This window comes from Chryseobacterium metallicongregator (assembly GCF_031324065.1).
Lineage (GTDB): Bacteria > Bacteroidota > Bacteroidia > Flavobacteriales > Weeksellaceae > Chryseobacterium > Chryseobacterium metallicongregator.
Genome location: NZ_JAVIXS010000022.1, coordinates 36,694 through 62,150, shown reverse-complemented (window position 1 = coordinate 62,150; position 25,457 = coordinate 36,694). Strand labels below are relative to the sequence as shown.

Here is a 25,457-nt window from a genome sequence, read left to right as displayed (position 1 = left end):
ATGTCAGATGTAAAAAGTACATTTTACTTTGTACATCATACATCAATACAAAATTATGGACGAACAGAACACAGAAAGCAGATTTGAATTTCTAAAGGGCGATAAAGTACTTTGGATGGTCATCCTTGTGATCTCCATTTTTTCTATTTTCCCTGTATACTCTGCAAGTTCAAATCTTGAATACATTGTTAATAACGGGACCACAACAGGTCACGTTATCAAACATATGTTCTTTGTAGTCTTGGGATTAGCAATTATGAGACTAGTGGGAACTATAAAATATGAATACATCGGAAAGCTCAGCAGTATTCTGCTCGGCCTTATGATAGTTCTGTTGATTGTTACCATGTTTACCGGGCAAACCATTGATGGAGCCAGTGCTTCCAGATGGCTGAAAATTCCGGGAACGCCAATCTCTTTCCAACCTTCCTCATTTGCCTTTTTAATGCTCATCATTTATCTGTGCAGATATTTGACCAAAAAAATCACCAGAGAAAGGCTTCCGATAGAGAATATCATGTATATTTTTGGGCCTATCCTGCTTGTTTTTGTATTGGTAGCCAAAGATAACGGTTCCACAGCATTAATGATTTTAATGGTTTCCGTAGTTGTTCTTATCATTGGACAGCTCCACTGGAAATACATTGCAGGATTTATTTCAGCCTCATTTGTAGCCATTGTATTATTTTTATTAATAGCTCTGAACACGAATATGATTGGCGGAAACCGTGTTCACACATGGATGAGCCGTGTAGAAACATTTACCTCAAGCAAAGCAAAATCAGCCGATGTAGATGATGAAAGCGTAAAAGCAAAAAATTATCAGGTAATGCAAGCCAAAGCAGCCATTGTTCACGGCGGAATTACCGGAATGGGACCAGGAAAAAGTGCCTTGAAACAAATGCTTCCTCAATCTGCCTCCGATTTTATTTTCGCAGTGATCGTAGAAGAATACGGAGTGATAGGAGCCGCTTTCCTGATCAGTTTATACCTGATCATGATGATAAGGATTGTAATGATTGCCAGTAAAATGCCGGCGTTCTTCGGATCGTTGCTCGTACTCAGTCTCGGGGTGATGATATTCATTCAACTTTCGGTAAATATTGCTGTTGCTGTAAATCTGATCCCGGTAACCGGACAGCCCCTGCCTTTGATCAGTTATGGAGGAACCTCAATGCTGGTGACCTATTTGCAGTTAGGTATTATTTTAAATATAAGCTCAAGGATTCAGATTTATGATGAAGAAGGAATGGGCAAAAAACAAAGTATAGCAGAAATAAACGATATCGCTTAAAATGGACAAAAAATTGAAAATACTATTATCAGGCGGAGGAACAGGAGGACATATCTTCCCGGCCATCGCCATTGCTGATGAGATCAGAAAAAGATTTCCTGATGCAGAATTTTTGTTCATTGGTGCCAACGGGAAAATGGAAATGGAAAAAGTTCCACAGGCAGGCTATAAAATTGAAGGAATTGATATTGCCGGAATCGATAGAGGAAATCTTTTATCCAATCTGGGACTGCCTTTCAAGATTCTGAAAAGCTTATCAAAATCCAAAAGGATTATTAAAAACTTCGCTCCCGATTTTGCAGTAGGAACAGGAGGATTTGCCAGTGGACCCGCTCTTTATGAAGCAAGCAAAATGGGAATTCCTATTTTCATACAGGAACAAAATGCCCATGCAGGAGTAACGAATAAAATTTTAAGCAAAAAAGCGAAAGCTGTCTTCACCGCTTACCCAAAAGTAGAAGGTTTTCCGGCAGAAAAAATAAAATTTCTGGGAAATCCGATTCGTGAAAATATTATTTCAGGAATGCAGGATACCGCTCAGGCAAAAGAAAAAATGGGATTAAATAAAGACAAACTTACAATCCTTTCTGTAGGAGGTTCTTTAGGCTCCAGAACATTGAATAATGCCTGGAAGTCTCATTTAAAACAAATTGTAGATCAAGATTATCAGCTGATCTGGCAGACAGGAAAGCTTGATTATAAAGATATTTTAGAAGAAACAAAAGATACAGACACCAGAAATATTCAGATCCTTGAATTTATTAAAGATATGGAACTGGCTTATTCAGCTGCAGATATCATTGTTTCCAGAGCTGGAGCTATTGCCATTTCAGAGTTGGCTGTAGCACAAAAACCGGTGCTTTTGGTTCCTTTCCCTTTTGCAGCGGAAGACCACCAAACCAAAAATGCCATGAATCTGGTGGAAAAGAATGCAGCCAGAATGGTGAAAGACTCTGAAATGCAGGAAAAATTCTGGAATACATTATCAGAAATCTGCGATAACGAAAGTGTAAGAAAAGAGATGTCTGACAATCTTAACTATTTTGCCAAGCCGAATGCCGCAAAAGAGATCGTAGACGAAATTTTTAAAGTAGTAACGAGATAATTTGAATAAGAGGAAATCTTTTAATCATTTAATCTTTCAATTTTTAAATAAATGAATAATTTACAAACATATCAGACTTTTTACTTCGTTGGAATCGGAGGTATCGGAATGAGTGCATTAGCGCGCTATTTCAATGCATCCGGAAAAAAAGTATTGGGCTACGATAAAACCAATACAAAATTGACTCAGAATCTGATGAATGAAGGTATTGATATTGTTTTTGAAGACCTTATTGATGAAAGGATAACTTCCCTTCAGAAAGAAAATACATTGGTAATCTATACCCCGGCTATTAAAACGCTTGGAATTTTAGACTATTTCAATCAAAATCAGTTTGAAGTTCTAAAGAGAGCTAAAGTTTTAGGATTAATTACAGAAAATACAGACTGCATCGCTATTGCAGGAACCCATGGGAAGACAACAACATCTACTCTCGTGGCTCACCTATGCAAAGAAGCAGATCTTCCTTTCTCATGCTTTTTAGGAGGGATTTCTGAAAACTTTAAATCCAACTTTCTTTACAATGGCTCCACTTATTCCGTAGTAGAAGCTGATGAATATGACAGAAGCTTCCTGAACCTGTCTCCGGACTGGGCAGTTGTGACTTCTACAGATGCTGACCACCTGGACATTTATGGAGATAAAAGCCATATTGAAGAAGGATTCAGACAGTTTGCAGCTTTAGTACCTCAGGACAAACAACTTTTTGTAAGAAAAGGACTGGAAATCGGCAGAGGACATCAGACTTATGCCGTAAATGAGCCCGCAGACTACTATTCGGATAATCTCCGTATGGATCATGATAAAATCTATTTTGACTTCCATACTCCAACGGAAACAATAAAAGATTTTGTCTGGGAAATTCCGGGAATTCATAATGTAGAAAATGCTACTGTGGCACTGGCTATTCTGCATAATTTAGGCGCAGATTTTGATACGCTGAAAAAAGCAATTGCCAATTTTAAAGGAATTAAAAGAAGATATACCAAACATATTTATCAAAACGGTAAAATTTACATTGATGATTATGCTCACCACCCTACAGAAATTAATGCTGTAATGGGCTCAATCAAAACATTTTATCCTGATAAAAAACTATTGGTAGCTTTCCAGCCCCATCTTTTCAGCAGAACAAGAGATTTCGCAGATGGTTTTGCAGAAAGTTTAAGCAAGGCTGATGAACTGATCCTTCTTGATATTTACCCTGCAAGAGAACTTCAGGAGAACTTTGAAGGGGTTACCTCAAGCTGGCTGTTGGAAAAAGTAACATTAGATAAAAAAGAAGTATCAACATTAACTGATGCTTTTGAAAAAATAAAAGAAAAAGATTTTGACATCCTTCTTACCGTAGGAGCAGGAAATATAGATACCCTGTATGATCCTATTTGTGAGTGGATAGACAAAATTTGAATATAATAAGTATAAACGCAATGCACGCAAAGAAAGAATAAGAATTTGTTCGCAAGGGCGTTTCACTTAGCAAAATGATAAAACAATACTTTTTGCTAAAAAAATTATAATATATAGCCACAGCTGAGTGAAACGCCTTAGCGAACGGATAAAATAATAAGATTGCTTTGCGATCATAGCGTTAAAATAAAAACACAAAATGTATGATAGAAAATGAAATTTCAGAAATTGTTTTCAATGCTGGAATGAAAATACATCGTACGCTTGGAATTGGACTTTATGAAAATGTATATGAAGAATGTTTAGTTTATGAGCTAAAAAATAGAGGATTAAATGTAGAAAGTCAAAAAAATATTGACATTGAATATGAAGAGTTGAAAATTTCTAAAGCGTTCAGAGTAGATTTATTAATTGAAAACAAGGTAATAATTGAAATAAAGGCAGTTCAGGAAATTAATGACTATCATTTTTTTCAGCTTTTAAGTTATTTAAGAATAACAGATATAAAACTTGGAATGATTTTAAATTTTCATTCAATGTTATTTAAAAATGGGGTAAAACGAGTTGTAAATAAATTATAAAGAAAATAAAATTGCTTTACGTCCTTTAGTGGCTAAAGAAAAATATGAAAAATAAATACAGAATATTAAAAATTGTTGTCACTGTAATTATCTTAGGATTGTTACTAAGCTTCTCATTGCGCAGATTCAGTCGTGAGCAGATTACGGACAATAAGATTTCTGTAAAAATGAGCGAGAAAACTCCGGTATATTTTGTTGACGAAAAAGACATCAGGGAAATTGTGAAAAAGGAAAATCCTTCAGGAAAAGTGGGAGATCTTAACATTCCTTCTTTGGAAAAAAAGATCAATTCCCTGCCAGCAGTAGACAGTGCCAATGTTTATCTGAACCTGAACGGAAAACTCAATCTGGATATCAAACAGAGAGTCCCTGTTTTCAGATTAAATAAAGACGGAAAAGACTTTTATGTGGATGAAAAAGGAATTGAATTTCCTATTTCAAGAACCTATTCACACCCATGTATGCTGGTAACCGGAAACGTACATCCGGATGAATATGAAAAGCTGGCGGAACTGGTAGAAAAGATAGACAAAGATGATTTCAGTAAGAAATATTTTATCGGAATCTCTAAAAGTAAAGATAGCTATAGCCTTCTGACAAGTGAAGGAAACTACAGAGTAGAAATTGGAGACCTTGATAATATTGATTTTAAAGTAAAAGGATTTAAAACCTTTGTAGAAAAATACCTTGTGTATCAAGACCCTCAGAAATACAGCATGGTTTCTGTAAAATATCAGAATCAGATTGTCACTACTTTAAACCCCTATTTTAAAGAAAATGACAGTATTTTAAAGGCAGGAAAGATGGAATTGGCAAAAGTTCCTTCCCCAACAGCCGCTAAAAAGACGGAAGCTAAACCCAAAATAGCAGAGGTAAAAAAAAGTAACTCCACTTCAGTAAAACCGAAAGAGAGTACCAAACCGAAAGGACCAACAAAAGAAACTAAAAAAGTAGAGAAAAAGCCACCCGTCAAGGCGCAGTCCAAGCCTAAGGCAAAAGTAAAAATAGAATAAGTCCCTCAGGGCATTTAATACACAAATAGGAGCCTATCCTTATAGATAAAAAAGTAGAAAAAATCAAATCGATATAAAATGGAAAATCAAGAGTATTCAGTAGGTCTGGACATCGGGACAACGAAGATAGTCGCGATTGTCGGAAGAAGGAATGCACACGGGAAAATAGAAGTTCTCGGTGTAGGAAAAGCTAAAAGTCTTGGTGTTCATAAAGGTATTGTGAATAATATTTCACAAACTATTAATTCAATCAAGGCTGCAGTATCCGAAGCACAATCCAGTGCTGGAGTTCCTATCCGCAAAGTTACGGTAGGTATTGCAGGAAAACACATCCGTTCTCTGCAGCACTCCGATTATATTATGCGTGAACATCCTGATAAATTTATTACAGACGATGACATCGAAGCATTAAAAGATCAGGTAAAAAAGCTGGTTATGCTTCCTGGAGAAGAAATTATCCACGTACTTCCTCAAGAATACAAAGTGGATTCCGAGGGGGAAATTCAGGAACCTGTCGGAATGCATGGAAAACGTTTAGAAGCCAACTTCCATGTTGTAGTAGGGCAAATGGGCAGCATCAGAAATATTGCAAGATGCGTTCGTGAAGCCGGACTAGAAATGGAAGCCCTTACTTTAGAGCCATTGGCATCTTCAGAAGCTGTCCTTACAAAAGAAGAAAAAGAAGCCGGTGTAGCCATTGTTGACATTGGTGGTGGTACTACAGATATTGCAATCTTCAAAGATAATATCATCCGTCATACCTGTGTGATTCCATACGGAGGCGGAATTATTACCGAAGATATCAAAGAAGGCTGTTCCATCATAGAGAAACATGCAGAACAACTGAAAGTAAAGTTTGGTTCGGCAGTTCCCGAATTAGAAAAAGACAGTACTTTTGTAACCATTCCCGGGCTTCACGGAAGACCGGATAAAGAGATTTCTTTAAAAACATTAGCGCAAATCATCAACGCAAGAGTAGAAGAAGTTTTGGAAATGGTAAATACAGAACTGAAAGCTTACGGTGCTTTTGAACAAAAGAAAAAACTGATTGCCGGAATCGTTCTTACAGGTGGTGGTTCAAACCTTAAACACCTTCGTCAGCTGGCCAATTACACAACAGGTTTTGACAGCAGAATCGGTTTTGCGAATGAATATATCGCCAATGATAAAAATCAATATCTGAAAGGCCCTGAATTTGCTACCTCTATCGGATTACTGATGGAAAGTTTAAAGATCAGAGACAAAAAACAGAATACTGATGAAGAGATAGAAGTTGTTGCTGAGCAGCCTAAACAAGAAACAGCTGCAGTACAGCCGGAAACGGTTCAGCCTATTCAACAGGCAGTACCCGTTCAGGAGCAGCAGTCTTTTGAAAATGAAAAGCAAGAGAACAGAAAAGCGAAATTGACCTTTGGACAATCGCTTATGGAAAAAGTAAAAAAATTCTTTGAAGAAGTAGAATAAATATAAATGATACAAGATTAATGGTTAATGATAGTTGGAAATAATTTAATATTTATTAATTTAATAACGAATATCATTCATCAGTAATCATCTATCACTTATCAATTATTAAAAGTATAGTTATGGAAAATATAGGTACACAAGGATTTTCATTTGATTTGCCCAAAGGAAATTCATCCATCATAAAAGTAATCGGTGTAGGAGGCGGTGGAAACAACGCTCTGAAACACATGTACGAGAAAGGAATTCACGGAGTTGATTTCGTGATTTGTAATACAGATGCTCAAACGTTAGATAATAACCCGGTAGCCAATAAAGTTCAGTTGGGAACTTCTATCACAGAAGGTCTTGGAGCTGGAGCCGATCCTGAAGTAGGAGAAAAATCAGCCATCGAAAGTATTGAAGATATCAAGGCTGCTATGGGCCAAAACACCAAGATGGTGTTCATCACTGCCGGAATGGGTGGTGGTACAGGTACCGGAGCCGCTCCTGTCATTGCAAAAGTAGCAAAAGACATGGGAATTCTTACTGTAGGTATTGTTACCGTTCCTTTTAGTTTTGAAGGTAAAAGAAGACTGGATCAGGCTGAAAATGGCCTTGATAAACTAAAAAATAATGTTGATTCATTAATTGTGATCAACAATGACAAGCTAAGACAACAGTTTGGAAACCTTGGGTTCAAACAAGGGTTTTCAAAAGCTGATGAAGTTTTAGCCAATGCTGCTAAAGGTATGGCAGAAGTTATTACAGGTTACTTTGATGTAAACATTGACTTTAGAGATGCTAAATCTGTACTTCAGAATTCCGGTACAGCATTGATGTCTACTGGAACTGCTTCAGGTGAAAATAAAGCCGAAGAAGCCGTAAGAAAAGCCCTTGATTCTCCGTTATTGAATGATAACAAGATCACAGGTGCTAAAAACGTATTGTTATTGATCAGAAGTGGGGCTGAAGAAGTTACCATGGATGAGATCGGTATCATCATGGACCATATCCAGAAAGAAGCAGGAAACACAGCAGATATCATTTTCGGGGTGGGTGCTGATGAAGAATTAGGAGATGCTGTAAGCGTTCTTGTGATTGCAACAGGATTCTCTAACGATAATAAGAAATTTGCAGGACCTACAGAAAAAATCAGAATCAGTCTTAACGACAGTTTTGAAGCTCCAAAAAACTCTCCTTTCAAAACAAGAGAAGAAAGAGAATCAGCTCCTGAGACAACTCATGATTTTGGAGGAAAAAACCTTTTCAGACTGGATGACGAAGACCATGATACTCCGTTCAATGTGACGTCTACTGAAAAAAAAATGATTATTGAAGAAGAACAGCCAAGAACTGAAATAAAATTCTTTGATAAAGAGGAAGATACGGTAAATGCACCGGAACAAAACTGGAGAAATGAAGAAGAAGGAGAAGAAGAATACAGCTTATTAGCTATTGATGAAGAACATGACGACCCTAACGATCTTGAGATCCAGTCTTTCTCATTTGATTTTGAAAATAAGAAAGAGGAACCACAATCCGGAACTCCATTCAACAATTCATTTTCAAATGAAAAACCTGTTGAATTCAGTTTCTTTGTAAATGAGCCTATCAGAAATGAGCCTAATAACGATTTTGGACAGCCTAAAGCAGAATTTAACACTCCTACCAATGCTGCGGTAGCTGAACCAGCTCAAAAGATTGAAACATTCTACCAGAAACAGGAAGAACCAAAGGTTGAAACAAGATCAACTTTTGAAAACAAAACAGAAATTGAAACGCCGAAAACTGAAGAATCAGAATTCACTTTCGTGAATAAAACGATTGATCAGGACAGAGTAATTGAAAGAAGAAATAAATTAAAAGAATTCAACTCCCGTTACCAAAATTTTGATAGCACAAGTGAATTCGAATCTATTCCTGCTTTTAAAAGAAAAAATATTTCTATCGACGGAAACAATGCATCAGACCAGAATATCAACACTTACCTGTCTGATAACAACGGATCTATGCAGATCAGAGAAAACAGATTTTTAAATAAAGATGTAGATTAAACGCTATAAGCTATACGCAGTAAGCTATAGGCTATTCTGGCCGAATCAAAAAGCTTACTGCTTATTGCCTAAAGCCTAAAGCATATAAAAATGAGTTTAGAAAATACAATAAACGAAGCTATAAAAACAGCAATGAGAGCCAAAGACAAGGTGGCTTTGGATTCTTTGCGTGCTGTGAAATCTCAGATATTACTGCTTAAAACGGAAGCCATCGGAGCTGAAGTAACAGCAGAACACGAAATTGCTATTCTTCAGAGAATGGTAAAACAACGTAAGGATTCTTACGACCAATTTACTGCACAGGGAAGAAATGATCTTGCAGAAGTAGAAGACGCTCAAATGAAAGTTATTGAGCAATTCTTACCTAAACAGCTTTCTGCTGAAGAATTAGAAACAGAAATTAAAAATATTATTTCTGAAACCGGAGCTGAATCTGCTAAAGATTTAGGGAAGGTAATGGGAGTTGCCTCAAAAGCATTAGCCGGAAAATCAGACGGAAAAAGTATTTCCGAGATGGCTAAAAAGCTCCTGTCTTAATGTGATCCGGATTTCGGGATTTTAAGTTGATCTTAATTTCTGAAACACGTATCTCATTCCATAACTAGGATATACAACCTTTGCATATCGATTTGATTAGAAGCCCGGAACTGTTCAGTTCCGGGCTTCACTTTCTTTGGATATTAAAGTTTGTTAATCAGTTTGATTCTAAACTGAAAGAGAATTAAGCTACTACCATATTTCAGAGAGTATTTAAGTGATTGATTGCTTGAGGGAAAGCTTCAAATGTTTTTTTCACGGTCGTTTGTTTTTCAGAATCATTTCAAATTTAATAATAATATTTTATTATTCCTAGCGTTAATTCACTTTTTTTAGAATATTATTACAATATTAATACTTGTTTAATTTTATATGACTAATCAATTGATAGTTTTTATATATTGAACAAACGCAAAGAATTGCTTAACTTTGTCGAGATAAAAAACAAAATATATGTATCCAACAGATTTAGTAATGCCTATGAAGGCAGAGCTTACAGATAAAGGTTTTCAGGATTTAACAACTCCTACTCAGGTAGAAGATGCGTTAAAACAATCCGGAACTACATTATTGGTCATCAACTCTGTATGTGGTTGTGCCGCAGGTGCCGCAAGACCAGGAGTAGTATACTCTTTAACAGGAGACAAAAAACCAGATCATTTAACTACTGTATTTGCAGGATTTGATACTGAGGCTGTAGTAGAAGCAAGAAAACATCTTGCTCCATTCCCTCCAAGTTCTCCATGTGTAGCACTTTTCAAAGATGGTGAGTTAGTTCACATGCTGGAAAGACACCACATTGAAGGAAACCCTGCAGGAGCTATCGCGGCTAACCTTCAAGCAGCATACGACGAATATTGCTAAGAAGCAACCAGCTAAATATCAAACCGTTACAAAATTTGTAACGGTTTTTTTATTTAATCACGTAAAAAATTTTCTGAAAATTCAAATATCATTATATTTGTTGAAATGGCAACCAAAGCACTTTTCAATACCGTAGTGAACTGGTTCATCCGTCAAAGGATTGACCAGATACAGAATTTTATGGACCATCCTATTGAAACCCAGAAAGGTATACTCTTTTCTCAGCTGTTTCATGCGGAGGATACAGAATATGGCAAGTTATACGGATTCAATTCTATTTCGAGTTATCAGGATTTTAAAAACGAAGTTCCTATTGTTACCTATGAAGAAATGGAACCTTTTATTGAAAAAGCAAGACAGGGATATAAAGATGTAAGCTGGCCAGGTCTCATTAAACATTTTGCCAAATCATCGGGTACCACCAACGCTAAAAGCAAATTCATTCCGATCTCTGCAGAAAGCCTTGAATACTGCCATATGAAAGCCGGAAAAGACATGGTTTCCATTTATGCTAACAACCATCCCGAAAACCAGCTTTTTAATTATAAAAACTTACGTTTAGGCGGAAGCTCTGAGCTGTACGCTGATTTCAATACAAAATTTGGCGATCTATCTGCTATTCTCATTGATAATCTTCCCTTTTGGGTAGAAATCACCACCACTCCGAGTAAGAAAGTTTCTTTGATGGGAGAATGGGAAAGCAAGCTTAAAGCAATCACTTCCGAAGTAAAAAATGAAGATGTAGGAAGTATCCTTGGAGTACCGAGTTGGATGATGGTTCTTCTGCAAAGGGTATTAAAGGAAACTCATGTAGAAAGTATTTCTGAGCTGTGGCCAAATTTAGAGGTGTTTTTTCACGGTGGAATCAGCTTCAAGCCTTACAGGGAGCAATTCAGACAGATCATCGGAAAAAACATCAATTACTACGAAATTTACAACGCTTCCGAAGGTTTCTTCGGTATCCAGGACAGATCAGACAGTGATGAGATGTTGCTGATGCTGGATTACGGAATATTTTATGAATTCATTCCAATGGATCAGTTCCATTTTTCAAATCCGAAAGTCGTAAGTCTGGAAGATGTGGAAACAGGGAAAAACTACGCAATGGTGATTACCACCAATGGAGGACTGTGGAGATATCTTATTGGCGATACCGTTGTCTTTACCTCGATCAATCCTTTCAGAATAAAAATAACAGGAAGAACAAAACACTATATCAATGCTTTTGGGGAAGAACTAATGATCACCAATGTGGAATCCGCCCTTTCCAAAGCCTGCGAGTTAACAGGAGCACAGATCACAGATTTTACAGGAGCTCCGGTTTTTATGAAAGGAAATGAAGGAGGTGCCCACGAATGGATTTTTGAATTCAGTCAGCACCCTGATAATCTGGATCATTTTATTGATGCTTTTGATAAACATTTAAAGACCATCAATTCAGACTATGAAGCGAAAAGATACAACAATATGACTCTTAAAAGGCCGATTGTGCATATCGCCAAAGAAAACTTGTTCTATCACTGGCTGGAAGCAAAAGGAAAGCTAGGCGGACAAAATAAAGTACCAAGGTTAAGCAATGACAGAGAATATATTGATCCATTGCTGGAAATGAATAAATAAGAGAGAAAGATTCCTAACTCTCATTGCATATTAAAAAGCCGTAATTCTATTGAACTACGGCTTTTTTATTTATTTGCTTAAATCTTCTTTCACTTTTTTTGCAGCTTCTTCTACTTTCGAAGCTCCTTTTTTCGCAGCTTCTTTTGCATCTTGCCCTACTTTGTTAGCTTCAGCTTTGATATCCTGACCTGCTTTATTAAGATCTTGTTTTGTCTTATCTGCAGTGGCATCAATCTTATCTTTTGCTTTCTGAGCAGCATTGTCAATCTTATTACCAGCTTCATCTACTTTAGCTTTCACATCTTCTTTTGCATTGTTGATTTTTGCAGTATCCACAACATTAGGGGTTTCTGTAGTGGTAGTTGTGGTTGTGGTAGTAGATCCGTCAGGGTTTTCTACCTGTTCTGTTTTTGTAGTTGATTTTGTACATGCTACAGTGAACACAGAGATCACTATTGCGGCAATAATTTGCTTTTTCATATTGTATATTGTTTAATGGTAATTTAAAATTATTCTGTTTTCGTTTCCTGAGTAACTGGTTTTTCTGCTGTCTTCAGCTTCTTTTCTGCATCTGCTTTTTTCTTTTCCTCTTCCTGTTTTGCTTTGTTTTCCTTTTCAAGTTCTGCTTTAAGCTTATTTTCTTCCTCCTGAAGCTTTTTAGCCTGTTTTACAGAATCAAGATACTGAGGAGAAGACATTCTTATTTTTCGTGCGATATCTACTGAAACAGCTCCTGTAGAAAAGGAGTCAATAGCAGTTGTATCATAACGTACTCTCACTTCCTGTTCAGTCCCAAAACCCGGAGATTCTTTCTTGGAACATGCAGTAAAAAGAATAGTAAAAACAAAAATCGCAGCCAGTAAATTTTTCATGGAACTAATTTAGCAGAAATTCTGCAATTACAGGATAATGATCCGATAATTTCACAGACTGGTCTACTTTATAGCTTAAAGGAATGATTGATTTTGAAGTGAAGATATAATCAATTCTTAAAGGGACTTTATAATCATGAAAACTGCTCGCACTACCCTTTCCTGCTACTAAGAATGCATCCTGAAGATCTTTTCCAAGATTATAATACTCGTATGAATTCGGAACAGAGTTAAAATCTCCTGCCAGAATAACAGGATAAGGAGATAAATCTATCATTTTTCTGATTCTTTTTACCTGATCTTCATGAGCTTGGAATGTAGGAGTCATATGAGTAAGTAATGTTGAAACATTTCCTAAACCTAATTTATCAAGTTTCGTAAACATCGATTTATGAAGCCTGAAGGGTTCAAGATACACATTAATAATTCTTATTACTTTTCCATTAATGTCTATATCAGCATAAAATGAATTTCCACGGGCTTTCTCATCAATAAGTTCTGCCTGTCTTACAATTTTATGCTTAGTTTTAAGAATAACCGACGGATATTTTATCAGATCACGTTTTATAACACGATTTGTATCTTTTTCCTGTACCAGAATAATATCTGCATCCTGTGCTTTAATATAATCTTTTACTTTATCCCAACCATATTCTCCATATTTCACATTAAAAGTCAGTACCTTAATATCCCGTATTGTTTTTAAATTTTCTGTTTTGGGAGAAAAGTTAACCCATCGTCTGATTGGATTATAGAAAATAAGTGTACCCAATGCAAAAGCAATAGCAATTTTTTCTTTTTTTAAGATCCAGATCAGTGTAAGAATCAAGTGTGACAGAATCAGATAAGGAAAACCAAGAGACAGAAGATTCAGATTGCCTAAAATATTGGGTGGAATCCATGCATTCCCCAATGTGCATAACAGCAAAACAGCAACAACGATATGTATAAATAGTAATATCTGGTTCGACTTCATGAAAAAACGGTCTTGGTACGGTTTTCTTTCAACAAAAATCCTACCAAGCAGATAATTTTAACTATTTTTATGATTATTTGCTCTCCGTAGAAAACTTAACTGTGACAGGATAATGATCTGAAATACTTACAGAACGGTCAACTTTATAAGATATTGCCTTTAAAGTTTTTGAAGAAAAAATATAGTCAATTCTAATGGGGAATTTATAGTCGTGAAAACTGGTTGCACTTCCTTTTCCTGCAGTCAGAAATGCATCTTCAAGCCCGTCTGATAAATGATAATATTCGTAAGAATTGGGTACAGAATTAAAATCGCCCGCTAGAATTACAGGATAAGGAGAATTATCAATTGCCTCACGAATGAGCGCCACCTGATCCTGATGTTTTTTAAAAGTGGGAATCAGCCTTTTAACAACATCTTTTATTTTTTGTTCATCGGTATCGGTATTTCCATTAAGTCTCACCATATCTTTTTGAAAGCGAAAAGGATTGAGATAGACATCAATGAACCTGTAGGTCCTGCCTTTAATTTCTATATCAGCCAGCACACCAGGAATTCTTACCTCTTCATCTTGTGGATCTATAATCTGCTGTTTAATGATTTTATGCCTGGTCAGAATTGTTAAGCCTCCCCCGGGATTTGCTTTTTGATAGCCTTCAAATTGATATTTAATACCCGCATCCTCCTGTAAAAGAAGAACATCTGCGTCCTGAGATTTCAGGAAGGGTTCGAGCTCTTTGTTTCCTATTCTTCCAGCTCTTGTATTGAAAGAAACCACTTTTATTTCGGAACTTCCTTTCTTATCAGAATAGTTAACCCAACGTTTTACAGGATTTATAAACGCTAACCCTGCAAACATAAACACAAATGCTCTTTTTTTCCAGCTAAATACCCAGAAAACCGTTAGAATCACATATACTATAATAAGCATAGGAAAGCCTAAGGAAAGCAGATTAAACCAAGGAAAAACTTTTGGTGGAACATAAGCGTTCAATAAAGTACCCAACAGCAGAAATAAAATTCCCAGATGGACAATCAATACTATAAGTCGGAAAATCTTCACAATACTATTTTAGTTGAATCTGTACAAATGTTTTTTCCAAATTCTTGCCAACAGCCATCCCACCAAAGCTCCACCTACGTGAGCCAAGTGAGCTATTCCTCCTCCGTTTCCTGATAATCCAAGATATATTGAAATTACCACAATAATGGGTAACAAGTATTTTACTTTAATCGGAACCGGAATAAACATAATTCCGATTTTAGAATCCGGATATAATGTTGCAAATGCCGCTACTACTCCAAAAATAGCTCCGGAGGCACCTACCATTGGTGTTGCCACAATACCTTTTAAACTTTCAAGTAACTCTTTCTGTTTAAGAATGGAAGTTGTATTTCCTGCAAATTCAACGCTTGCACCGGATAAATAGGCATTGACATTAAATCCCAGTTGCTCCAATTCGCGGGAAAGTTGCTGAACTTCTACAAAGTTCCATAAATTAAAAAGGAAAAATGCTCCCAAGCCACTTGCAAAGTATAGAATCAAATACTTTTTGTCACCTAAAGTCTGTTCCAGAATAGGACCAAAACTAAAGAGTGTCATCATATTAAATAAAATATGCATAATACTTCCGTGCATAAACATATGGGTAATAACCTGCCATGAATGGAAAAAGGGAGAGAACGGATAAAATCCGGCGAGATAACCAATAATCTGGTTTCCCATAAAGTAAGTAACAATAAATACTATAACATTGATTATAATAATATTCCTTGTAATTGGCGGTATATTGTTAAACATGTTTTTTAAAATTTGTTTTTAAAGTCGTTAAACGGAACTTCATAAAAGCATCTTTTGCCGTCCGGTAAAAATTCCGGGAAGCCTAATGCTGTAAAGTCTTTAATCAACTGTTCCGCATCTTTTTTATAAATAAAGTCAAATCTTGACTTCGACTGCATTTTATTCCATTGGTTATGGTAATACTGCAAAAATTCTTCTTCCGTCTTGTAGTCCAGGATCTCAAAAAGGTTTTCCAGGAACTTCATAGCCTGCGTTTCTTTCAGTCCTTCTGGAAGTGAATCTATTCGAAGTACACTTTCATGAGCAATTTTCATGTCAAACCCTAATTCCGGAAGATATTTTTTTATCGAATTGTATTTTGTCTTTTCGATTTCATTCATATGATACTCCAGAGAAAAAAGAAGAGCATGGCTATTTGTATTGGATTTTCTGGTGGATTTATTTCCTTCAGAAACCAACAGTCTGTGCATTCTTCCCAAATCCAGCATTAATGTAACATCTCCTTTATTGAAAAGCCAGTATCCATTGGGAAGTCTCATCAGGTCTTCATCAAAATCTTCATCTTCAAAGAGATTAATCTTTGAAGGTTCTGCCGTTATATTCTGATGGTACATTTCTGTAAGGTTCTGAATTTCCTCCGGATGAACTACATTTTTTTCTTCCAGAAACGGATTATAGTCTTTATCTACAATGATTTCCGGCATTTTGAAAACACCTCCACCGGTTCCGCCTCCATTGCTTTTGCTCGGAATAGGTTTATTCATCATTTCATCCAGTTCCGGATCTCTATCGAAATCCAGGCTTGGAGAAACATTATAAATTCCTAAAGATCTTTTTATGGTTGAACGAAGCAGAGCAAAAATAAGATGCTCGTCCTCAAATTTCACTTCTGTTTTCTGTGGATGAATGTTGACATCTATCTTCTCCGGATCAAGCTCCAGGAAAAGGAAAAAAGACGGTACATATCCAGGTTGAAGAAGCCCTTCAAAAGCTTCCTGTACTGCTTTATTAAAGTATGGGCTTCTGAAATATCTTCCGTTTACGAAAAGAAACTGCTCACCTCTTGCTTTCTTAGCGCCTTCAGGCTTGGCAACAAAACCATGAAGTTTACACCAGATAATATCTTCTTTAATGGGAATCAACAGTGGCTGTAATTTTCTTCCGAAAACATCCACAATACGCTGCATCTGACTTCCTTTTCTTAGTCTGAAAACCGCTTCATCATCATGGAACAGGGAAAACTCAAGGTTTTCATGAGCTAATGCAACACGCTGAAATTCATCAATTACGTGTCTGAATTCAATATTATTATTTTTCAAAAACTTCCTTCTTGCGGGAACGTTATAGAAAAGGTTTTTTACCAAAAAGTTTGATCCGTCTGCTGTCTGAACCGGGTCCTGAAACTGGAAAACTCCTCCTTCAATATAGATATTGGTTCCGATGGAAGTATCTTTCTGTTTAGTTCTGAGCTCCACCTGGGAAACTGCTGCAATAGAAGCCAGAGCTTCACCACGGAAGCCTTTTGTGGCAATCTTAAAGATATCTTCTGTTCCTTTGATTTTGGAGGTAGCATGTCTTTCAAACGCCATGCGGGCATCTGTTTCAGACATTCCTTTTCCGTCGTCTACCACCTGGATAAGGTTTTTTCCGGCATCTCTGATGATCAATTCAATTTTCGTTGCATCGGCATCAATAGCATTTTCCAAAAGTTCTTTCACGATGGATGCAGGCCGCTGCACCACCTCTCCTGCTGCAATTTGGTTGGCTACATGATCCGGTAAAAGCTGAATAATATCTGACATAAAAACGTAAATCAACTTACAAAAATAGTTAATGAAAACGGGAATTAAAATACTAAAATCGTGATTTAATATTTAATTATCAACATTTTTACCTATTTATCCCCAACTGATTTTTTTAATGTTTGTAATGAAGGGCGTTAGCAAGTCGATAAGTCAGATCAGAAAACTTTCATTTCAACCGTCAGAAAAATATGGTAAAAAATAACAGAAACGCTTATACTAAAGACCAATTTTCATAAAAACACCCCTATTTCATCACAAAATAAGGGTATTTACAGCTAGTTTATACAAAAAATTAATAGTGTGTTTTCTATTTTAATCCTCAAAGACAAGTTTTCTTTTCTTCTCTCTTTTAGGAATTCCATGGATTTTCTCATACAGATAAGCAAAAATATTGGGCTTTCTGTAAATCCTGTTGTATCTGTACTTCGTGTTGAAGTGACGGATATGAATTTTATAAGCATCGTAGCCGATGACAATCAGAAGACATATACTGATGACATAGAAGACTCTGAATTCCAGATAATAGTAAGTCAACCCTGAAAATACAGCTCCCATTACATAAGCAAGCATAATACTCATCAATAGTTTGGCTCTGCCAATCAACTCTCCGTTTTTTCTATATTTTTTCTGGGTAAACATGGATACCAGAATTCCCAGATCGGTAGTTGTTCCCGTAAGGTGGGTTGTTTTTACAGAGAAGTTGGAGATACTTGCCGTTAACCCGTTTTGAAGTCCGGTTGCGAAAAGCATCAATGCGACTAAATATTCTGTTTCTTCTAATGTTTTCTGATAATAAAACTGCCCGTATATTCCTACAAAAAGAAGACATATAATTTCCAGCACAATGGGCATAGAATGGGCAAAATATTTACTTTTTTTATTAAAATTGATGACAATGAAGTTGGATAGAAAGCTTCCGAAGAAGAACAAAAAGATCCATCCTCCCACAACTCCTACCTGCGTCCAGTTTCCTTTACTGATTTCTGCCGCCAAAATTGCGTAGTGTCCCGTTACGTTTGACGTAAAAGAGAGAAATATTAATAGGGATGCGATATTTATAGTACCTGCCGTAAAGGCAGTCAGCGTCCCCAACCTGATATTGTCTCCCAGTGTCCTGCTGTTACTATAATTTCTTAACATTTTTAATCGTTTTTAAATTGTGTTTAATCTTTAGACCTCTACAAAGATCTCTGCCAGCCTTCCTCTTTCCGGAAGTTTTTCTCTTACTTCAACAGTAATTTCATGAGACTTCAGCTCTTTGCATTTTTTGATATAAGGAATCAGATCAAATTTGCCTTTTCCTTTGCTTTTGATGGATGGAGAATAATAAGCTTCCTCAATATTTTCCGCCTTTACATACTGGTTGAATGTTCTTTGAAAACTTCCTGTAAAGACATCACAGATGATTTTATTAACCAGATGAGGATATTTATTACTGATAATTCCAAAGGCATCACAAAATTCTGTTGGCCTGATTTTATTGAAAACAGATGTTTTGGTGCTGAACAAAAGATCTCTGATAGAATCTCCGGAATCATACCCGGAAGTCAAAAGAATATTATATTGGTTCTGATCTTCTGCTGCATCTTTCTCTTTAAGTACTTTTTTCAATATATTCAATGACTCAAGAGAGTAATCTGTTGCAATTAAAATTGTTTTAGTCATGTTCTTATTATTTTGTATTGTGTTTATCTTTTTTGATGATACAAAACTAGAACGACCATATTAGAAGATCTTTGGAATGGAATTAAAATGTGATTAAAGAGATTAAAATGAGATTAGAAAATTGTTAAGGGGAATTAATATTGGAAAAATCAAAAATCAAAAACAGGAAATAACAGCTTGTTTTTCAGAACCAAACAAACTAAAACAGATAGAGAAATGCTAAAATAGTGATTCTTATTTGTCCATTACTTCGCCTTTCTGCATCATGCTATAGAAATTCGGGAACTTCATCTGTACCGTTGTCCCCTGATTCTCGTGCGAGCTTACAATTAGTTCTCCGTGATGCATTCTTACGATGTTTCGCGCCAATGGAAGTCCGATTCCGTAGCCTTCATAGTTATTTGTATTAGAAGCTCTGAAGAACGGATCATAGATTTTGTTCATTTCCACTTCAGGAATTCCAATACCATTATCTTTTACAATAATGTACACATCCGAATTGGTCGCTCCCAGAGATACTTTAACCTGCTGGAAATTAGAATATTTACAGCCATTACTGATAATATTAGCTACCGCAAGATGCAATAACTGCTCATTCCCCTGTACTTTTAGTTTCTTCGGATTATCAGGAAGCATACTGATATCGAGATAGATATTATTTCGGGAATCAATTCTTCTGAGGGTTTCAATAACGTCCCAAAGCAGCTGATCAATTCTTACCTTATCCATTTTCTGAACCTTTCCGTCAAATCCGGTTTGGGCAATCATTAATAAGGCTTTGATCTTTTTATCCAGCTTTTCGGCTTCATCCAGAATGATTCCCAGGGTTTCTTTATATTCGTCCGCTGTTCTGCTGATAGAAAGGGCAACATCAGCTTCTCCCATAATAGACGTAAGAGGAGTTCTTAGCTCGTGGGAAACATTTCCAATAAGGTGATTCTGGGTTTCGAAAGAAGTTTCAATACGGTTGAGCATATCATTAAAGGTATCCACCAGCTCGTTAAGTTCTTTATTATCAGGCTGAGACTCAAGTCTTAAGTGAAGATTTTCAGAACTGATCTCCTTTACTTTTCCAGTGATTTTTAAGATCGGTCTGAATAAAGTTTTAGATAAATAAAAAGAGAAAATCATACTAAAGAACAGAGACAGTACGATACAGGTAAGCAGTGTTCGCTTTAAAAAACCCAGATAATAAACGACATAATGGTTTTTAGCAGAAGCAATAGCAATATAATCTTTATCATCATATCTGAAACTCTGTCCTATATAATAAAATTCTTCATCATTATAATTGGACTCTCCTTCTTTGATGATATTTTTAAAGAAATAGGCAGGAATATGAACTTCCTGAGATATTTTTTTGAAATTGGAATCTGTAGGAACGGCAAAAACATAGTCTTTTTCCATCGGAAGCTCTTCATCATTCAGGCTGCTGAGAACATAATTTTCCGGAAGGTCGAGATGATCTTTGCTTTTTTCGATCTGAACAATTGTTGCTGTTCTGATCTTCAGCAACTCATAAAACCTCTGGTGCGAAAAATTAACAATTGAAAAGTACACCAAACCACTGAACAACAAAATGATGGCGGTAAAAACCAACATCAAAAGTACCATCGTTTTGGTCTGATTTGTAATAACTTTATTAAACATTCATTATGTCTTTTTCAACACATATCCCATTCCTATCACAGTATGAATCAACTTATTATCATCCTGGCTATCCAGTTTCTTTCTTAAATAATTTACATACACATCTACCACATTGGTTCCCAGCTCGTAATTTACACCCCAAACTGCATCCAGAATTTCGGCTCTTGAAATTACTTTTTCCGGGTTATTCAGGAAATACAGCAAGAGTTTATATTCTGTGGAAGTAAGGGAAATATCTTCACCGGCACGGGTTACTTTCTTGGTGTAGTCATTCACCATCAGATCCGAAAACTGAAAAACATGTTCATTATCCGGCTCCGGTTCAGCAATTTCCATTGGACCGTTGTTATTGCTTCTCCTTAGTAAAGACTTTACACGGGCTACCAGTTCAATGAATTTAAAAGGTTTCACCAGATAATCATCTCCGCCACTTTCCAATCCGAGAACAATGTTTTCAGAAGTTCCCAAAGCAGTTAGAAATAAAATCGGAACGCTCTGATTGGTTTTTCTTATTTCTTTACATACGTCCAGACCATTCATTTCCGGAAGCATAATGTCTAAAATTACCAGATCGAAATCATTAGCCTGCACCAGCTGCACTCCTGTACGCCCGTCAAAGGCAACAGAAATTTCATATCCATTTTCCTGAAGCCCCTTTTTAATAAAGGAAACTACACTGGTTTCGTCTTCGATAAGAATAATTTTTTTCATAGATGAAATAAGGAGTTTTACAAAAATAGGGAAATTTTCTTGGGGAGAAAAGGCGAAAAGATCTGAGAAAGCCAAAGGCAAATAATAATTTTCAATGAATTGATTCTTTCCCATATCCAAACTCTATAGAATAATATTACCTTTGTTTTGAATATAATGATGAAAAAATAATCAGGTTAAATTGCACACAGTATGAATGACTTTTTAATAGGTATCGGCAAGAGACTAAAGGATATTAGAAAAAAGAATAATTTAACCATTAATGAATTGGCTTTCAAAGCTAATGTGAGCAACGGCCTTGTTTCCAGGATTGAAAACGGAAGAACGATCCCTTCCCTTCCTGTTCTCTTAGATCTGATCCAATCGCTGGAGATTGATGCCAGTTATTTTTTTGAAGGGGTTGAAAAAAAGTCCAACGCCAAATTCATCTATGTTCCAAAGGAAAGCCAGCAAGTCATTGAAAAAGAAGTAGAAGCTGAGGGATTCAAATACATGCATATCTTCAGCAAGAGTCTTCATTCTTTAGGCTTTGAAGCCGTATTGCTGACTCTTGAACCCAATTCTAAAAGAGAAAAGGTCATTACCGATGCCTGGGAATTCAAATATATTCTAAAAGGCGAAGTAAAATATGTAATTGATAATGAGGAAATCATCCTTAAAGAAGGAGATTCGCTTTATTTCAACGGAAAATTTCCTCACGTTCCGGTAAGTATTAGTGATGAAAGCTGTGTGATGCTTGTTCTTTATTTTTATACGGCTTAAATACTTTTTTTAACGCAAAAGAATACGCAAGGAAAATATAAAACTTAGCGTATATTTCTTGTTCGCAAGGGCATTTCATTCAGCAATGCATCAAATTATAATCGCTTTATTCAGCTATTTTCTATATCATTCCTCAAATTCCGATTTCCAAACCATTACAAAAGTTTACAAATATGCAACTTTTGATTTTCTCTTTTCTTCTAAGATGAACGAAATATGAACTAAAACAAGCCTTTTTTCAGCATGTTTCTATTCCTGATATTTTGGGAAAACATTTACTAAAAACGTTGAAATAGTCACTTTAAACCCTATTTTGTAGAATTTTCAAAAGGTAACTTCAATTGATTGTAAAGTAAAAAAGACGTAATAAATCGGGTTTATTTGTTAAATAATACTTAATATAAAATATTTATATATATTAAAATTATTAGCGTGATTTGCATAAAAAATTTAATATATGTAAAAATGAAAACAAAATTAGAGAAATTACTTACCCTTGTTTTTGTCTGTTTCATTGTCTTTGTTTCAGCGCAAAAACAGTTAATTATAGGAACTGTTCTTGACGGCAGCCAGCCTCTTCCCGGGGCTACCATCAAAATAAAAGGCTTATCTAAAAATATAACTACTGATATCGAAGGAAAATTTACCATCAACGATATTAAAGAAGGCCAATACACATTACAAATCAGCTATATAGGTTATGAATCTTCAGATATTACTATTGATCTGAAACCAGAACAAACGGTTGACTTAGGAATTATTAAACTTTCACAACCTAGAAAAAATATTGATGAAATTGTCGTTACCGGAACGTTGAAAAATACAGAAGCGAGAGCTTTAAACCTTCAGAAAAATGCCATCAATATTACCAATGTGATTGCCTCAGACGGAATTGGAAAGCTACCGGACAGAAATGCAGCAGAAACCGTACAGCGTGTGCAGGGAGTTTCTATTGAAAGAGACCAGGGAGAAGGAAGATTTGTTTCCCTGAGAGGACTTCCGCCATTCTGGGCATCCACAACCATCAATGGAAACAGACTTCCCACTGCAGAGGAAGAAACGACTTCCAGAGCAACAGCATTCGATTTTTTTCCTACAGAACTGATCTCCTATGTACATGTAAACAAATCTTTTACCCCAGATATTGAAGCAGACGGAATAGGCGGTGGTGTCAATTTCATCACCAAAACTCCACCGATGAAAACAGAATTTAAAGCCACTGTGGGAACCGGCTATAATGCAAAGTCTGACAAAGGGGTTTACAACCTTGGATTTTTGTACGGAGGAAGAACGAAAGATAAAAAATTCGGGTATCTATTCAACTTTGCACATTTCATCAGAAATTGGTCTACAGATAATTTTGAAGCACGAAGAAGTGGTGACGAAGGCGTTTTCAGGCTGGAACTTCGTGATTATAACGGGGTGAGAAAAACAACCGGGATCAATACCGCTTTTGAATATGTGTTGTCTCCAAAAACAACCTTCTATTTAAAAGGAATGTATGGTACTTTATCGGATGATGAAACCCACTATAAACACAGAATCCGTTTTGATAAATTCAGCAGTGCTAATAATACAGCAAGAGTGGAGCTTCAGAATATCCATAACTTACTGATTACAGAGCTTACTTCTGTTTCTTTGGGAGCAGTTCATAACTTAAATAAAGGAAAAATTGACTGGGATTTATCTTACTACGACAACAAATTCAAGTATGGAAATATTCCTGATAAGCAGAACAACTCTTACTATGTCATCAAGTACACTCAGTCTGGTGTAGGTATTAATCCTGATTATATTTCCAATCATGGAAATGGTCCCAGAGCCTATTGGAAAGCTGACGGTGGTAAATTAGATTATAAAAATCCTGATGCATTATTTGGTTTTTACAGTGATCCAAACTTTAAAATGGATGCTTCGCAGATGAGATTTACAGATCTTGAATTTTATAAAGTTTTTGTAGAGGAAAAGGATAAAATCGTAGCGGCTTTCAACCATGAGATCAATGCTTCTGATCAACTGACCTTAAAATATGGTTTTAAATACCGAGATAAAGAACGTAATGCAAGATTTTCAGACATTTTCTACAACTGGGGCAGTGGTACAGCACCTCTTTTGTCTGATTATTCTCAATATATCACAACACAGCCCAACGGACCGAAATATTTAAGTGAAATGAATGCCCACATCGGAAACACTTTCGGGCCTGTACTTTCTACCGCAGGAATGAACCAGTTTTGGTATGATCAGCAGGGAAATCTGAAAATTAATACAACTGATTCTGAAGCATTGGAATATAATAAAGCATTAGGGAGAAACTTTGATGTGTTTGAAAAACATGCAGATGCTTACGGAATGGCAACCTATAAACTGAATGATAAAATCATCATTTTAGGAGGAATCAGATTATCAAATACCCATACCAAAGTAAGGGGATACAGTGTGAATGATAACGTTCTGACACCGGTAGAAAATACCAAAAACTATCTGGCTGTTCTTCCGATGATTCATTTAAAATATACGTTGAACGATAAAACCAATCTTCGTTTCGCTGCAACAAGAACTTTTTCCAGACCGAATTTTGGTGATCTGACTCCGGGAGGAACTTATATTGAAGCAGACAACGAGTTCAAAGGTGGAAACCCTAATCTTAATCCTACGTATTCTTTAAATTTTGACCTGATGGGAGAATACTATTTTTCCAATGTCGGAATTCTGAGTGGCGGTGTTTTCTATAAATCAATTACTGATCCTATTTTCCAGGATTCTTTTATCGGAGATTACAATGGAATCAACGGGGTACAATTTACAGCTCCTAATAACGGAAAAGCAGCATGGCTGGGAGGAATTGAGTTGGGAATTAATAAAAGATTTGACTTCCTTCCGGGGTTTTTACAATACTTTGGAGTACAATTGAATGCCACCTTCATGACTTCCGAAATGGAAAAACCAAGCGGAAGAACGGTAGCCCTTCCCTACCAGGCCAAAGAGTTGTACAATGCGCAACTTTTCTTTGAGAAAAAAGGATTCAATGCAAGACTGGCTTACAACTACAAAGGAAAGTATGCCGTAGAATATGCAGAAGAAGATATCAATGATTCTTATTATGGTAAATACAGCAATCTGGATTTCGGAGGTTCTTATCAATTTACCAAATACCTGACTTTGTATGCGGATGTGAACAATATTCTGAACAAACCGCTGATCTATCACTTCGGAAAAAGCGAAGACCGTCCGGAACAGGTGGAATATTATGGAGTCCGATTCAATCTTGGAATAAAACTGAACTTCTAA

The 25,457-nt window shown here is 36.1% G+C and carries 22 protein-coding genes; 12 read left to right on the top strand and 10 right to left on the bottom strand.

Translation table 11 applies throughout. The features are described 5' to 3' along the window. The first annotated feature begins 55 nt into the window (after positions 1-55). From REB14_RS23805 to REB14_RS23760, 10 genes are all read left to right on the top strand, one after another. A complete protein-coding gene (locus tag REB14_RS23805) occupies positions 56-1,294 on the top strand; it encodes an FtsW/RodA/SpoVE family cell cycle protein (protein WP_034694212.1) in 1,239 nt (412 codons plus the stop codon). A gap of 1 nt (position 1,295) precedes the next feature. Further along, complete coding sequence (gene murG / locus REB14_RS23800; RefSeq protein WP_309523461.1) at positions 1,296-2,399, top strand: undecaprenyldiphospho-muramoylpentapeptide beta-N-acetylglucosaminyltransferase; 1,104 nt, start codon at positions 1,296-1,298, stop codon at positions 2,397-2,399. A gap of 51 nt (positions 2,400-2,450) precedes the next feature. Further along, positions 2,451-3,809, top strand: coding sequence for a UDP-N-acetylmuramate--L-alanine ligase (gene murC, locus REB14_RS23795; protein ID WP_079243603.1), 1,359 nt, complete (start codon positions 2,451-2,453; stop codon positions 3,807-3,809). A 203-nt stretch (positions 3,810-4,012) separates the two neighbouring features. Then, on the top strand, positions 4,013-4,390 hold the full coding sequence (locus REB14_RS23790; RefSeq protein WP_079243604.1) for a GxxExxY protein: 378 nt from the start codon (positions 4,013-4,015) through the stop codon (positions 4,388-4,390). Between the two features lie 44 nt (positions 4,391-4,434). Next, a complete protein-coding gene (locus tag REB14_RS23785) occupies positions 4,435-5,403 on the top strand; it encodes a cell division protein FtsQ/DivIB (protein WP_099049867.1) in 969 nt (322 codons plus the stop codon). Positions 5,404-5,481: 78 nt separating this feature from the next. After that, on the top strand, positions 5,482-6,867 hold the full coding sequence (ftsA, locus tag REB14_RS23780) for a cell division protein FtsA (RefSeq protein WP_079243605.1): 1,386 nt from the start codon (positions 5,482-5,484) through the stop codon (positions 6,865-6,867). Positions 6,868-6,989: 122 nt separating this feature from the next. Continuing rightward, the gene (ftsZ, locus tag REB14_RS23775) at positions 6,990-8,903 is read left to right on the top strand and encodes a cell division protein FtsZ (protein ID WP_309523460.1); all 1,914 of its coding nucleotides are present in this window, start codon (positions 6,990-6,992) and stop codon (positions 8,901-8,903) included. Positions 8,904-8,993: 90 nt separating this feature from the next. Next, a complete protein-coding gene (locus REB14_RS23770) occupies positions 8,994-9,440 on the top strand; it encodes a GatB/YqeY domain-containing protein (protein WP_309523459.1) in 447 nt (148 codons plus the stop codon). Positions 9,441-9,893: 453 nt separating this feature from the next. Beyond that, the gene (locus REB14_RS23765; RefSeq protein ID WP_079243608.1) at positions 9,894-10,304 is read left to right on the top strand and encodes a BrxA/BrxB family bacilliredoxin; all 411 of its coding nucleotides are present in this window, start codon (positions 9,894-9,896) and stop codon (positions 10,302-10,304) included. A 105-nt stretch (positions 10,305-10,409) separates the two neighbouring features. Next, complete coding sequence (locus REB14_RS23760; protein WP_309523458.1) at positions 10,410-11,924, top strand: GH3 auxin-responsive promoter family protein; 1,515 nt, start codon at positions 10,410-10,412, stop codon at positions 11,922-11,924. A gap of 69 nt (positions 11,925-11,993) precedes the next feature. Here the strand turns inward: REB14_RS23760 and REB14_RS23755 are convergent, their stop codons facing one another. From REB14_RS23755 to REB14_RS23710, 10 genes are all read right to left on the bottom strand, one after another. Next, positions 11,994-12,404, bottom strand: a complete 411-nt coding sequence (locus tag REB14_RS23755) for a hypothetical protein (RefSeq protein ID WP_079243610.1) — start codon at positions 12,402-12,404, stop codon at positions 11,994-11,996. A 29-nt stretch (positions 12,405-12,433) separates the two neighbouring features. After that, positions 12,434-12,796 carry a hypothetical protein gene (locus REB14_RS23750; protein ID WP_079243611.1) on the bottom strand — a complete coding sequence of 121 codons (363 nt, stop codon included), beginning with the start codon at positions 12,794-12,796 and terminating at the stop codon, positions 12,434-12,436. Between the two features lie 4 nt (positions 12,797-12,800). Further along, complete coding sequence (locus tag REB14_RS23745; protein WP_167595401.1) at positions 12,801-13,772, bottom strand: endonuclease/exonuclease/phosphatase family protein; 972 nt, start codon at positions 13,770-13,772, stop codon at positions 12,801-12,803. A 73-nt stretch (positions 13,773-13,845) separates the two neighbouring features. Continuing rightward, the gene (locus REB14_RS23740; protein WP_238594315.1) at positions 13,846-14,835 is read right to left on the bottom strand and encodes an endonuclease/exonuclease/phosphatase family protein; all 990 of its coding nucleotides are present in this window, start codon (positions 14,833-14,835) and stop codon (positions 13,846-13,848) included. A 9-nt stretch (positions 14,836-14,844) separates the two neighbouring features. Continuing rightward, on the bottom strand, positions 14,845-15,573 hold the full coding sequence (locus REB14_RS23735) for a rhomboid family intramembrane serine protease (RefSeq protein WP_079243613.1): 729 nt from the start codon (positions 15,571-15,573) through the stop codon (positions 14,845-14,847). A 5-nt stretch (positions 15,574-15,578) separates the two neighbouring features. After that, a complete protein-coding gene (gene mutL, locus REB14_RS23730) occupies positions 15,579-17,375 on the bottom strand; it encodes a DNA mismatch repair endonuclease MutL (protein ID WP_079243614.1) in 1,797 nt (598 codons plus the stop codon). 315 nt (positions 17,376-17,690) lie between these two features. Then, positions 17,691-18,518 (bottom strand): YoaK family protein, encoded by an 828-nt coding sequence (locus REB14_RS23725; RefSeq protein ID WP_079243615.1) that lies wholly within the window; start codon positions 18,516-18,518, stop codon positions 17,691-17,693. Positions 18,519-18,548: 30 nt separating this feature from the next. After that, positions 18,549-19,043: a hypothetical protein gene (locus REB14_RS23720; protein WP_079243616.1), complete on the bottom strand. Its 495-nt coding sequence runs from the start codon at positions 19,041-19,043 to the stop codon at positions 18,549-18,551. Between the two features lie 234 nt (positions 19,044-19,277). Continuing rightward, positions 19,278-20,693 (bottom strand): sensor histidine kinase, encoded by a 1,416-nt coding sequence (locus REB14_RS23715; RefSeq protein WP_079243617.1) that lies wholly within the window; start codon positions 20,691-20,693, stop codon positions 19,278-19,280. Between the two features lie 3 nt (positions 20,694-20,696). After that, a complete protein-coding gene (locus REB14_RS23710; protein ID WP_309523457.1) occupies positions 20,697-21,404 on the bottom strand; it encodes a response regulator transcription factor in 708 nt (235 codons plus the stop codon). A gap of 192 nt (positions 21,405-21,596) precedes the next feature. Between REB14_RS23710 and REB14_RS23705 the strand changes: the two genes are divergently transcribed. After that, positions 21,597-22,166 (top strand): helix-turn-helix domain-containing protein, encoded by a 570-nt coding sequence (locus REB14_RS23705; protein WP_079243618.1) that lies wholly within the window; start codon positions 21,597-21,599, stop codon positions 22,164-22,166. A gap of 465 nt (positions 22,167-22,631) precedes the next feature. Continuing rightward, entirely contained in the window at positions 22,632-25,457 is a 2,826-nt protein-coding gene (locus tag REB14_RS23700) for a TonB-dependent receptor (protein ID WP_309523456.1), read from the top strand.